The sequence below is a fragment of the Corynebacterium propinquum DSM 44285 genome, assembly GCF_000375525.1.
In the GTDB taxonomy this organism is placed as follows: Bacteria; Actinomycetota; Actinomycetes; order Mycobacteriales; family Mycobacteriaceae; genus Corynebacterium; species Corynebacterium propinquum.
Genome location: NZ_AQXC01000001.1, coordinates 95079 through 107322, shown reverse-complemented (window position 1 = coordinate 107322; position 12244 = coordinate 95079). Strand labels below are relative to the sequence as shown.

At 54.8% G+C, this 12244-nt stretch carries 11 protein-coding genes; 5 read left to right on the top strand and 6 right to left on the bottom strand.

What is annotated here, in order from left to right; translation table 11 throughout:
- Complete coding sequence (gene sufU / locus B142_RS0100510; RefSeq protein ID WP_018119579.1) at window positions 1–453, top strand: Fe-S cluster assembly sulfur transfer protein SufU; 453 nt, start codon at window positions 1–3, stop codon at window positions 451–453.
- Window positions 453–887 carry a metal-sulfur cluster assembly factor gene (locus tag B142_RS0100505; RefSeq protein ID WP_018119578.1) on the top strand — a complete coding sequence of 145 codons (435 nt, stop codon included), beginning with the start codon at window positions 453–455 and terminating at the stop codon, window positions 885–887. Before sufU ends, B142_RS0100505 begins: the two co-directional genes overlap by 1 nt.
- A 120-nt stretch (window positions 888–1007) precedes the next feature.
- On the opposite strand, the gene B142_RS0100500 is transcribed toward B142_RS0100505, so the two are convergent.
- The 4 genes from B142_RS0100500 to B142_RS0100485 are packed head-to-tail and all read right to left on the bottom strand — an operon-like array spanning window position 1008 to window position 4424.
- Complete coding sequence (locus tag B142_RS0100500) at window positions 1008–1616, bottom strand: response regulator transcription factor (protein ID WP_018119577.1); 609 nt, start codon at window positions 1614–1616, stop codon at window positions 1008–1010.
- Window positions 1613–2740 (bottom strand): sensor histidine kinase, encoded by a 1128-nt coding sequence (locus tag B142_RS0100495; protein WP_018119576.1) that lies wholly within the window; start codon window positions 2738–2740, stop codon window positions 1613–1615. Before B142_RS0100495 ends, B142_RS0100500 begins: the two co-directional genes overlap by 4 nt.
- Entirely contained in the window at window positions 2741–3502 is a 762-nt protein-coding gene (locus B142_RS0100490; RefSeq protein WP_018119575.1) for a hypothetical protein, read from the bottom strand. It lies immediately after the preceding gene.
- Window positions 3503–3506: 4 nt separating this feature from the next.
- Window positions 3507–4424 carry an ABC transporter ATP-binding protein gene (locus B142_RS0100485; protein WP_026167702.1) on the bottom strand — a complete coding sequence of 306 codons (918 nt, stop codon included), beginning with the start codon at window positions 4422–4424 and terminating at the stop codon, window positions 3507–3509.
- Window positions 4425–5572: 1148 nt separating this feature from the next.
- On the opposite strand from B142_RS0100485, the gene B142_RS12775 reads away from it, so the two are divergent.
- Window positions 5573–5971 carry an antA/AntB antirepressor family protein gene (locus B142_RS12775; RefSeq protein WP_236658169.1) on the top strand — a complete coding sequence of 133 codons (399 nt, stop codon included), beginning with the start codon at window positions 5573–5575 and terminating at the stop codon, window positions 5969–5971.
- A 744-nt stretch (window positions 5972–6715) separates the two neighbouring features.
- Here the strand turns inward: B142_RS12775 and B142_RS0100465 are convergent.
- Window positions 6716–7267 carry a recombinase family protein gene (locus B142_RS0100465; RefSeq protein WP_018119570.1) on the bottom strand — a complete coding sequence of 184 codons (552 nt, stop codon included), beginning with the start codon at window positions 7265–7267 and terminating at the stop codon, window positions 6716–6718.
- 951 nt (window positions 7268–8218) lie between these two features.
- Between B142_RS0100465 and B142_RS11425 the strand changes: the two genes are divergently transcribed.
- Together B142_RS11425 and B142_RS0100455 are read left to right on the top strand one after the other, a co-directional pair.
- Window positions 8219–8875 (top strand): HNH endonuclease signature motif containing protein, encoded by a 657-nt coding sequence (locus B142_RS11425; protein WP_018119569.1) that lies wholly within the window; start codon window positions 8219–8221, stop codon window positions 8873–8875.
- Between the two features lie 136 nt (window positions 8876–9011).
- Window positions 9012–10079, top strand: a complete 1068-nt coding sequence (locus B142_RS0100455; protein WP_018119568.1) for an AAA family ATPase — start codon at window positions 9012–9014, stop codon at window positions 10077–10079.
- A gap of 900 nt (window positions 10080–10979) precedes the next feature.
- On the opposite strand, the gene B142_RS0100450 is transcribed toward B142_RS0100455, so the two are convergent.
- Window positions 10980–12119, bottom strand: coding sequence for a tyrosine-type recombinase/integrase (locus tag B142_RS0100450; protein WP_162138193.1), 1140 nt, complete (start codon window positions 12117–12119; stop codon window positions 10980–10982).
- Window positions 12120–12244: the final 125 nt, after the last annotated feature.

Genomic DNA, 12244 nt, shown 5'->3' with positions numbered 1-12244 from the left:
ATGAATCTCGAATCGATGTATCAAGAAGTGATTCTAGATCACTATAAAAACCCGCAACACCGTGGATTACGTGAGCCGTACCAGGCAGAAGTACACCACGTGAACCCATCGTGCGGCGATGAACTCACGCTGCGGGTGCAGTTGTCCGATGACGGGCAGACCGTCGAGGACGTGTCGTACGACGCTGTCGGATGCTCAATCTCGCAAGCGTCGACCTCCGTGATGGCGGAAGAGATCATCGGTATGTCTCGTGATCGCGCGATGGAAAAGCTCGCTGAGTTTGAGCGGATGATCACCTCGCGAGGCAAAGCCGAAGGAGACGAAGACATCATCGGAGATGGAGTCGCGTTTTCTGGTGTCTCGAAGTACCCAGCCCGCGTGAAGTGCGCTCTGTTGGGTTGGAAAGCGTTCCAATCCGCGACCGCGGATGCGCTGAATGAATTGGAGAAATAATGTCTGAGAATACTCAAACACAATCTTCTGATCAGCCGGTTGATCCGTACCAGAATGAGAATTCCTCATTTGATGGTGCACGCGAAAAACCAGAACAGACAGAAGAACAACTGAGCTTGGCGTATGACTGCGAAGAATTTCTTCGCGACGTCATTGACCCGGAGCTGGGCATCAACGTTGTTGATCTGGGCTTGGTATATGACCTTTGGATTGAAGAAAAGGACGAAAAGACACGTTGCGTCATTAACATGACGCTGACGTCGCCAGCCTGCCCATTGACCGATGTCATCGCTGAACAGGCTGAGCAAGCCGTAGTAGCTAACACCAAGTGTGATGAGCTCGAGCTTAACTGGGTATGGATGCCGCCATGGGGCCCACAGATGATCACAGACGAAGGTCGTGAACAATTGCGTGCTCTTGGCTTCGCAGTATAGCCGCCGCGCTCAGCTACTGGTCTGATCAGCAGAAGCATTCGACGCCCCGTTGCTAGTTCTACTAGTGGCGGGGTGTCGAACTGTATACCCCATTATGTCGGGCACTGATCAATCCAATTTTTAGATCCAGCCGTTCTTCTTCGCCAGGTATGCCGCTTCGTAACGGTTACCCGCTCCCGTTTTCGCCATGATGCTGGAAATATGGTTACGCACGGTTCCCGGTGAGAGGAACAGTTTTTTACCTATAGCGGCCGAACTTTTGCCCTCGAATAGCTGTTGGCATACCTCAATTTCGCGCTTGCTCAGGGGATTATCGGGCGTCAATAAACTTTCTTGTGCAAGCGTTGGGTCTATCACGCGCATGCCGGCCTGGACCCGGCGGATAGCGTCGGCAAGCTGTTCTGGTGGGGTGTCCTTGACGACGAACCCACCCACCCCGACTTCCATTGCACGTTTGACGTACCCGGCTCTGCCGAAAGTTGTGACGATTATGCAACGGCAGGACTCGCCAGAAAGCTCCGCTGCTGCATCCAACCCGTTGAGCCCAGGCATTTCGATATCTAACAGGGCTACATCAATCGATTTTTCCCGCACGAGGCGCACAGCCTCTGTGCCAGTGGAGCATTCGGCCACAACCTCGATATCTGATTCCGCGTTTACCAGCGCGACCAGCGCGCCGCGTACCAGCGATTGGTCTTCGGCGATTAGTACTCGGATCGGTGGGGTCATGGGGTAGATTCCTCTGTCACAGCGCCGTTATCGATCAGTGTGTTGTCATCGCTCATGGAAACTAGCACGGTGCTAAGTCCCTCTTTGCGTTGTATGATCAGCCGTCCGCCGGCGGCTTCAATTCTGTCGCGTAAGCCTGACAGCCCGCCCTTCGTATGCGTCCACTGGCATTGAAAACCACAGCCGTTATCTTTTACCTGCAGCTTAGTGTTTGTGATACTTATCCAGCACTCAGTCGCTCCCGAATGTCGTAGCACGTTCGTCGTGAGCTCTCGTAGAGCCCAGGAAAACACCGAATCGTGAGCGCTCGGTGTCGTTAACGGCTCGGGTAGGTGCGCAGTAATTTCTTTAGTTTCCAAAGCCCGGCGTGCTGCTTGCAGTTCGCCAGCGAAGGTGGGGGTGCGCATGCGGGTCACGGTGGAGCGAACTTCGGCTAGCCCCGTGCGCGATAGCTCGCTGATCTCGTTCAGTTCCTGCCGTGCCTGCTCAGGATTAGAATCGATAGCTCGTCGTGCGACCTCGGATTTCAAGTTGATAACCGTCAGGGAGTGCCCTAACAGGTCGTGGACGTCGGTGGCGATATCTTCGCGTTGCTGCGCTAGATCTAGCTTGTGTCGAAGTTCGTCGCGAGATTCTTCGTATTGGATAAATGCGCCCAACACCACCAGCACCAACGGTATGCCGAAAAGGAATACGGCGGGCCAGATCGGGTTTTGCGGTGCCCAGAGCCACACTGCCGAGGCACCGATTACTCCGGTCGCGACTACGATGGGCAGGGATTTCTTCAGCGGCAAGGTGAAACCCAACATCGCGGCCAGAAATGGGGCGAAATTCGCTACTCCTATGCTGATCACCGGTGCGGTGGTCAGGGCAATTGCAAGCAGAACGCTCCATCGGAGAAGCACTCGCGGCTGCCGATCCCAACCTCGCGGAAAATAATCCAGCGAGCCAAAGGCGAAGCTATAGAAGGCAGCAAAAGACCCCACGCAGACGGTGACCCATGCCTTGTCCCCGGTACTGAGCTGTGGAGCGGTATACACCCACACCATGAGTGGTGCCAAAAATAGGAGCGATACCGAAGCAGAGATGAAGTCAGTTCGTCGAAAACTGTCACTACGGTTCATTTAGTTGCGCTCCTTGTCGCGGTTGCGCATCAACAGGCAGAAAGTCACGAATACGGCCGTCCATATCGTGATGTTAGCCCAGGAGTACCACATAGGATCAAAGATCACGCCCGTTGCCTGTAGCTGTGCACCTTCGGCCAGAGGCCAGCGCACCAGTGTGACTGCACCGTACATTGGGGTAAATCGAGCGATTTGCAGCAGGGTGCCGCTGAGGCCGATGAACACGTTTCCCGCGAAGGCAAGGATCACGATGGAGGCCGTGGCGATCGCCACTGTGTTTTCTTTCGGAACCACCAAGACCCAAGCTAAGCCGTAAAATCCGAAGGGAATGGCACAGATAACACAAGCGAAGAAACTTATTGCCCACTGAATTGCTTGCAAGTGTGCGTTGGTGAAAGCGCCGGCGATGAATACCGCTGCGATAGGAAGCACCGCACGCACCGTGATGCTGAGTGTATTAGCGAAAGCGAGTTGCCAACTACGCAGTGGAGTAAGAGCCAATTGCCGCCCCCAGCCACTGCGATCATCAGTGAGCGCCGAACCAGCCGCACCGACCGCTCCAACGACGCCCGCGTACAAAGCCATGGCCAGCATGACAAAGGCGGAGACGTTTCCGCCATTCATTTCCTGAGCGCCGTAGGACTGAGATGCGCCAAAAACGAGATAAAAGAAGACCGGCAAAACAACGCTGAAAAACAAGGTGGTCATGTCCCGGCGCAGTCGCAGCAATTCCTGGCCGGTGAATTTTAGTGTAGTGCTCATGGGGTTAGATTTCCTGGTTTTGGTTTGTCAGCTCAAGGAACATGTTTTCTAGGCTGGGATTGGTGATGCTGAGATTGCGGGCATCAGTTTCCGATAACAGGTAGCGGGCCAGAGCATCAGAGTCCTGACTCACCAGACGCAGATGATGGCCATGAATTTCATTAGCAGTCACGCCCGGTATGTCCGCGAGTTCCGGGATTTCGCCTGGGAACTCAGCGGTGACGATGCGCTCAGAGCTCATATTCTGCAGCTCATAGGTGGTGCCGTCGGCGATGATTTCGCCTTCGTGCATCAGTACGATGCGCTCGGCGAACTCCTCAGCTTCTTTCAGGTAATGGGTGGCGAAGATGATCGTGCGGCCCTGTTCAGACTGGCGCCTCATCGATTGCCAAAACTGGCTGCGCGCGCCTGCGTCCATTCCCGCGGTGGGCTCGTCCAGGATGAGGATGTCCGGGTTACCCAGAATGGCCAATGCGAAGCGTATGCGTTGTTGCTCACCGCCGGAGCATTTGCCGACGCGGCGGGTGTAGATTGGCTCCAGGTTGGCTTGCTTGACAACGTCGTCCAGCGGTAGGTGACGGGGGAAGGTAGCGGCGATCATCTTTACAGTGTCCTGCACCGTCATTTCGTGCAGTAACCCACCGGTTTGCATTAGCGCACCGATGTTCTGCCTATAAATTGCGAGTTTGGGGGAGTTGTTCAGGACTTCGACGGTTCCGGCCGTCGGTCTGCTAAGCCCTAAGATGAGGTCCACTAAGGTAGTCTTGCCTGCTCCGTTAGTTCCGAGCAACGCGATGATCTCACCACGTTGGACGGAAAGGTCCACGTTCTTTAATGCGTGCACCGGTGAACGAGAGTGTGCGTTGAAGGTTTTACTCACTCCCGAAACTTCAATGGCTTGTGTTTGCTGCATTGCTTTCATACGGACAACGCTAATGAACTGGGGATTCGTGACCGTATGGAAATCGTCATGAAATCACCCATGATATTTGTCATGGGGGTACAAAACGTCCGCACTTCCAAGTCTCTATTTATTACGAACCAATGAGCAGCTGGACACTAGCGTGCCTTATCAAACCAGAATCACACCTATCGGCAGAGAGCTTTAGCGGATTCCGGAAGGATTGCCGGGATTCGAATAGTGAGTATGTCTCGCCCAGAACAGGGAAGAAGCGATTAAGGCTAACCTGAAACATTGCCCTGCCAGGGCTTTTGTCGGACTGACAGGATTTGAACCTGCGACCCGCAACGGTTTTTAAAACCGCTGGTTAAACCCTGTTTTTGCGTTGAATTTTCCCGGTAAAACCAGCTTACACCCGGCGCGTGCCCAATTCGTGCCCAAAATCGTGGCACGGTTGCGGCTGTTTTCGGTTGGTTTTGCGGCTGTGTTTTACGGTCGCCGGTTTTCCCGGCGCTGTGCACAGCAACAAGACCGATCGAACACGGCTTTGGTGACCCCGGTGTTGGTTGCTGTAAACGCTGTCGCAACAAGGAAAGAGGTTTAGGTCACATGATCGTTGACAAGGGTGACAAGTTTTTGCTGCTATCGGACCCCGAAGGAGGGTTCACGTTGGTTGCAGAGGACAGAGACGGGTTTAAGGCTGGCAGCACCAGGTTCGGTGAACGGGTTGATGCGTCAAAGTTTTTTATGTCCTGTGCAGAGTTTGTTGGGTCCGTTGTCTTGGTTGGTAGGTATTTGCCTATGTCTGAGGTTCACAGCGTCTGACAGTCTCCGGTGGCTGTGACTGTACAGGCCCGGCGCGTGGCTATCGCGCCGGGTTTTGTTGTTGCCGTAGAACAGGCTTCGGGGGTGTGGTTGCCACCGTAACCACGCTATTTTTGGTGAGGTTGCCTTGTACCCGCCGATTTTTCGGCGTGTAGTTTTGCTTCGGACGACCGTGTCCAGCGCTATCAAGCTGGTTCGGAAAAATGCCACTGACTTTGAGGAGTTTGGCTTGTTCGCGTTTCAAACGCGAGCAAGATTGGAGGGAAGTCACGGGGGGTAACGTCGTCATGGGCCGTGACCTACACGAGTTCCTGGAAGTGAAGAAAGCTTACACAACCTGGTTTATGAGCATGGCTGAATACGGCTTTTCCGCAGGTCAGGATTTTCTTCCCAAAAAGGAAGAAATTAATGGCCGTGGCCGACCACAACAGGACCACATCATTTCGTTGGACATGGCTAAAGAGATCAGTATGATCCAGCGCACCGAGCGCGGCAAACAGGCTCGTCAGTATTTCATCGAGTGCGAGCGCCGCATGAAACAGCTCCAGCCGGAGCTAACCCCCGAGCAGTTAATGGCTAAAGCTTTACCCTGCTCAAAGCCTTATTTGACCATACGGCTAAAACCAGTTATTATGGTGGTGTCCTTCTACAAAGACTTGAACCAAGCACTCTCCACCCGAGACAAGCTCGGGCAATGCATCGATCCCCGGAGCCGTTCCAGACGGCCCCGGGGTTTTGCTTAAGAATGAGCTAAAGTTTTTGGCCCGGTTCCAAGCAGTGTCCAGGGACACAATGTGGTTATGACGAGTGCTCGCCAAATTTGGCGAGCTGGTACGACCAGGGGTTATTCATGGTCTAAGTCGGTTGCTCCAACGGTTTGGGGCTGCCACAAGCCCCGTAGACGGCTTAGAACCGGTCACAGGTGTCAGAGGTATCCCAACGGGGTTTAAACCCGTCTAACAGCCTTGTGCAGAGGGCAAACAACCACGGGTGAGGATACCCGTCGCTTAGACCGTGGCGTTCCGTTGGTGGCAGCTGTGGTGGGTTCACGATCGTTGCACCCGTTGAGACGAACGCACCAACGGTGTTTGCACAGTGTTCGACTTCGGCCCACTCGGATTTGAAATCCGAAAGGGTGTGTTGATGCCCCGGCGCGCCGGGGCTGTGGTGGGTTCAGTTGTTAACCCCTGAGTAGGTGCTCAATTTTGAGCACCTGGTCTGTACCTTGTTGGGTTTCACAGCTGAGAGCGACAAGCCCCACAGTATCGCCGGAGTTTCTCGGATTTTTCCGAAAAAGTCTTGCCTGAGGTTTTCACCAATTTTGGCGTAAAGTCCTGTTCGTTGGTTCCGCTGGTTTTTGGACTAAAGCCTTGCCGGAGGTTTTTCCGTTTTCTCGGAAAAAGTCCTGACCTGTTCACGGACATTTTTGTCCGGGTTGTCTTGTTCACTAACAAAAATGTTAGTGAAGTCCTGGCCTGCATGTTTGGTTACCGGTTGCCCAAATAATTGTAGACGGTGGCGCGTGTCACGCCGTATTCTTTGGCTAGCGCTGTCACCGTTTCCCCTCCGGTTTTGCGTACCCTAAGCTCTGTGACCTGTTGGTCACTGAGTTTCGGTTTACCCCCTTTGTATTTGCCCTGTTGTTGGGCAATTTTTATGCCCTCACGTTGACGTTCCAGGATCATGGACCGTTCAAACTCTGCAACCGCACCAAGCATAGACAACAGCATGGTGTTCATGGGTGAGTCTTCGCCCGTGAACGTTAGTGATTCTTTGACGAAACGGACACGAACCCCGCCGGTGGTGAGCTGTTTTACGATGCTGCGCAAATCGTCAAGGTTTCTGGCCAACCGGTCCATGCTGTGCACAACCAGCGTGTCACCGTCTCGCACGTAGTCCAAAGCCGCTTGCAGCTGTGGCCTGTGGCTGTTTTTGCCACTGGCCTTGTCCACGAACACCTTGTCAAGGTGCTCACCGTCCAACTGTCGGTTGGTGTTTTGTTCAACCGTTGAAACTCGTTTGTATCCAACGATGGCCATAGCGGTGGGTTCCTTTGCTTGTTCCGACGCTGTGTGTATAAACAAAGTCTAAGACCCGGGTATACAGGTGTCAAAACGGGTTGTTAACCACCCTGTTTTTACGGTGTTTTGTTTAGCCGGTGCGTGTGCATTCTGGGTATACCCTGAATTGACACACGGCTAGACACTGGACAACCGTGGTTCGGCTGGTTCCCCGGCGCGCCGGGGTTGCAAGGCTAGAGGCCTCGTTTGTTGCGCGGCTACCGGTTGCCGGATACACGCGGGGTGCTGTGGCCTCCGGTGCACCGGGTGCTAGCCGGTGCTGGGGTATTAGGCAGGGTACACGCTCCGGTGGCCTCGGTTGGGCTGTGGCGTGCACAGGCTTCGGGGTTGCCGGGTGCAGGGCACCGGCGTGGTCCGGTTGGGTAGGCAGGCGCTACCGCCGGGGTGCAGCCCCGGCTACCGGGTACAGGTACAGGGTTACCGGTTGGTGGGTGTATCGGTTGGGCCAGCCGTTTTTAGCTGTTTTTGCGAGGCTGTGACCAGGTGTTTTACAAAGCCGTTTTGGCTGTACGCTCGTTTAAGCGATTTTAGGCAAGCGGTTGGGGTGAATGCCTTGCCACGGTGGTTTAACGCCTCAGACGGGCTTGTAGCGGGTGCTGTTGGTGTACCCCACGGGGTATACCCTCGCCCCGGGTTCCAGACCGCCAGGTAATGCGGGTGTCCGGTCTTGTACAGGTTTCTAAGGTGACAAACACCACAAACGTTTATGTTGCTTTAGCCTTCGGCTAAGAGTAACTTGGAAGGGCTAGCCTTGTCCACGGTCGTGCAACGCAGCAAACGGATCAGATGGACCAGGGCAGCAAACAACAGCCAACAGGCTGTGACGATTGTTCAAACAACAGCGGTGTTCACGGGGTGCAAGCCCGTGGAAAAACAAAACCGCTCCACAACCAAGGAAGAGGTTAACACTTGCACAAGCTTGACTACAACACCGAACGCGAACAGCTCGCACAACAGGGTAAACGCCGGTGCAGAACGTGCAACGAGGTCAAACCCGAAACACAGATGGCACCCAACAAGTCCAACTACCGCGGCTACGAAAACCGTTGCCGCGATTGCAAGCTGGCAGCCAACCGTTCAGGTGGCAAAGACCGAACCCCGCTGCAAAGCCGCCTGTACAACGGTGCAAAACAGGCTAAACAGTGTGGCCGTCGCGCCTACCGGGTGACACAGGAACAGGTGTTGAAAGAGTGGACGCGCCGGGGCTTGGATCCGAACCGTTGCGCATACTGTGACGTTGTCCTGAGCATGGACAAAGAAGCACCTGAGTTTTTCAACATTGACCATTTGGAACCGTTGTGTCTGAAAGGGTCCAAAGGCCACGCCAAAGCAAACCTGATCCCGTGCTGTGCCAGCTGCAACAAGCAAAAACACAGCAAACACCTTGTTCAATTCCTGGCCAGCCGTGAACACCCGGCTGACCCGGTGACGGTGGAACAGCTCACAAAAGCGTGCTGGGCACAACCAGTCAAACAGTCTGCACCGGTGGGTGAACCGGTTGAGATGCTGTTTTGTGAGTACATGCACACGTTCATGCGTGAACCAGAGTTTGAGGCAGTCGGTTAGGCCCGTCTGAGCTGTACCCAACCCCCGGGGTGGCTTGTTGCAGGTTAGGATTTACGCTCAATTTTGAGCGAAAGACTCTGACCAGTGAGGCTGCTTCGGGGTGCTGTGTCCGTTGTTGTTGTGTGAAAGGATTTTTGTGTTAACCACTGAAAAGCAGTCTTGTGTCTACTTTGACGATTCCACCGGCGAACTCACCAACGCCGGTCTAGTCTCACTGACTAAACATGAGTTTAGCGCTAAAACATTGGCAGAATTGGCTGATGAACCGGATGACCCGGCGCGGTTTTTTCTGATCCCCGGGCTTGTGTCCAGTTCGTTGACGTACCTGTACGGACAGTCAAAAGTGGGTAAATCGTTTGTTGTGGCCAATATTGTGGCCAGCGTGTTGGACGGCAAGCCGTTTTTGGGGCGCAAGCCGCTAGCAACAGTCGAGGGTGTGGTTATCGTCACAACCGATGCGGGTGACGGCTACGCGTACGCTGACCGCCTGAAAAATTTGGGTGTTGCCGATGATGACCGGGTGTTGCTGGTTCCGGTTGGCATTAACCCAAAGCCGGAACGGCTTGCACAGGTTGCAAACTTTTTCGCTAACGGTGACTACGGGTTCGCAGTGTTCGACCACGCCACCGGGCTTATACCCACGGATCAGAACATAAACACGCGTGAGCCGTGGGGTAACTTGTGGGAACTTTTGGATTCGTTGGGTGTTCCGGTGGTGCTGGTTGGTCACTCGTCGGATTCCAAATTCGAGGGGAAACCCATCCACCGGCCCGCCGGAAACAGTGCTGCCACACAGTTCGCACGTACCCGTGTTGAGGTGCACAGGCCGGATGAGCGCAACCGGTCCAACCCGTTGCGTGAGATTGTGGTGTTGGGCAACTACGGTGAAGACGAACGGTTGCAGGCGATGCTTGCCCCGGAGGGGTTGACGCTGGTTGATGACAGCGACGATAAGCCGGAGGCTGGCAGGCAAAGGGATATCCAAACCCTTGACAAGAATGCTGCAATAGCGCGGCTGGCCGTAGATTCCAAAGCAACCACCGTTGCCGGGGTGGCTAAGGATATTGCTACAGACGCAGGGCTAAGTGCTAAAACGTTGAGTGGCAAAAGGTTGCCTGAACTGGTTAAGTCTGGCCTGTTGGTTAAGTCCAGTAACCCACGGGCTAACGGCTGCTACGAGGCAGGCGACAAGCTTAGAATGTGATGCACCTCATAATGTGCACTGTTTTGTAAACGTGCAGGTCACAGGCTTTTGGGTGCAACCCGGCGCGGTTGCACTCTCCAGCGTTTATGCAGGTCACAGCGATGCACCTGCAACCTGCACCCCCCTTATGTATCCCCCACTGAGTGAACCCCTACGGCGGCTTCGCGCCGATTCTCCGGAGGGGTGAACGATACCAAGCGAAAGACTTTGGCAGCCCCGGCGGGCTGCTAAACGTCTGAGCTGTTGAACCGAAGAATACGCCTGAACCAACAGGCGTGTTCGCAGGTGAACAACCAACTGTTGTTATGGCGGCCTTCGGAGGCCGCCTAAACCATTTCTAAAGTGAGTAGCATCACAGCCGTTGGGCTGTGGTGATACGACCACCGTAAGGCCGTAGCAACGGCCGGTAGGTGGATTGGTTTAGGTGAAACCCCAACAAAGGGGTTGAACCATGTTGGAGGCAACCGGAGGGGTTGCCGATGGGGTAACCAACAAGCGAACCCTGTGGTTCGCTGTGTAAACAGTTTTTCTACGGCCGTGGACCAACACGGCCTGTGGTTGTTTATGGTTAGCCCGAAGCCACAAGAGCGTAGGGCTTACGGTTGTTTTGGTCCACAGGGGATCTAAACCCCTGTGTCTAAAGGTTAACAGCGGGCCAAACAGGCCCGCGTTACACAACATTGGTTGTCCACCGTTGCCGAAGCCAACAGTGTCCAACACCAACCGTGTGCTACGGCTGCCACCGTAGCCCCGTGTGTTTTGTATCACTGACGGACTACCTTCTCATTTTTGAGAAGGTTCCTGACTAACAGCCCGGTGGATAACACCACCGGGGTTGTTGATGGTTGCCCCGTGCACAAGCCACGGGGCTTAGCTTTAGGTTTTCGACGGGTACGCTAGCTACCCGGCGCGGTGGTGGTCTGTGGATTCTATGCTCACAGCAGCCATAAGCTCACCGGGCCTGTGTTCTCGCACACGCATGTACGTGTGCAAAATGGTGGACAGATCCGATTGACCAAGGATTCTGCCTATTTCGGTGGGTGTTGCCTGTTGTTCTGCCAACCGGGCGATAAGCCAATTGCGTCCGTAGTGCGGGGTGATTTCGCTGCTAACCCCGGCTTTGCTTTTGGCACGGTGAAACACTGACCTGAAACTTGTGTCCATCACGGTGCCACCGGTGGCTGTGGTGGTTACCAGAGCCTCAGGGCGGGGTTCAACGTATTCTGCCAGGTGCTTGACAACCAGGCTCCGGTGTTCTTTGAGTATCGGAACATCACGGTAGCCTGCCCGTGTTTTGGGTGGTTGCCGTTTCATCACCATGCGCCCGGTGTGATCGGGAACACGAACCAGGGTTGCTTCAACCCTGACAACCCAACCGTGTGCCACCCGCACCACGTGGCGACGCTGCAACGCCAAACATTCACCCACGCGCAACCCGTGGAACAGGCACAAAGCCACGGCAAGCCGGTAGCGCGCCGGGGTGTTGTTGAGTATCGCCAACAGTTCCTGATCGGTGGGCAGCTGCTTGTGTTTTAGCGGCGCTGTACGCCTGTGTGAGGCTTTGATAACCACCGGGTTGGTTTCCAATACCCCGGCTTCCACAGCCGCGTCTACGGCTGTTCTGAGCAGCTTGTAGGCCTTGTTGTTTCGGTTGCCTGTTTCCGGGGTGAGTGCCACCATCGCCTGCCACCACGTGCGTACGTGGTCTTTGGATAGTTTGCTGATCCTGAGCTTGTGGAACGGGGGATACCCCGCTATTCGGGTTTTCATAACCGTTTGGTACGTGGTGTGCGATGAATCCCGTAGCTGTGGCCTGTGACTGTCTAGCCACTGTTGGCACCATTGCGCAACGCTGAGGTCGTCGGTTGGCTGTTTGACAGGTGCCGGTGGTTCCCACAGGCCCAACCTGATTTTGGCCTGTTGGGTTTCCACGTAGTCCAGGGCTAGCGCTTTGCTCGCAAAAGTGTTTGGGGCTGTGTAGCGCAGCCCATCCGGTCCGGTGTATCTGGCTTGCCAGTTGCCGGAGGATAGTTGTCTCACGTTTCCCGTGTTTTTTGTGCCCAATTTGTGCCCAATCCGGTGCAGAAACGGGTTCAAACCACACCCGGCGCTTGGTGGTGTGGTAAATTTTTCCCGTAAGGTGTTTTCGCCTTGCCACCGGGTTA

Coding starts and splice junctions, on each gene's coding strand:
- sufU (WP_018119579.1), top strand. CDS start 1: ATGAATCTCGAATCGATGTATCAAGAAGTGATTCTAGATCACTATAAA.
- B142_RS0100505 (WP_018119578.1), top strand. CDS start 453: ATGTCTGAGAATACTCAAACACAATCTTCTGATCAGCCGGTTGATCCG.
- B142_RS0100500 (WP_018119577.1), bottom strand. CDS start 1,616: ATGACCCCACCGATCCGAGTACTAATCGCCGAAGACCAATCGCTGGTA.
- B142_RS0100495 (WP_018119576.1), bottom strand. CDS start 2,740: ATGAACCGTAGTGACAGTTTTCGACGAACTGACTTCATCTCTGCTTCG.
- B142_RS0100490 (WP_018119575.1), bottom strand. CDS start 3,502: ATGAGCACTACACTAAAATTCACCGGCCAGGAATTGCTGCGACTGCGC.
- B142_RS0100485 (WP_026167702.1), bottom strand. CDS start 4,424: ATGAAAGCAATGCAGCAAACACAAGCCATTGAAGTTTCGGGAGTGAGT.
- B142_RS12775 (WP_236658169.1), top strand. CDS start 5,573: ATGAGCATGGCTGAATACGGCTTTTCCGCAGGTCAGGATTTTCTTCCC.
- B142_RS0100465 (WP_018119570.1), bottom strand. CDS start 7,267: ATGGCCATCGTTGGATACAAACGAGTTTCAACGGTTGAACAAAACACC.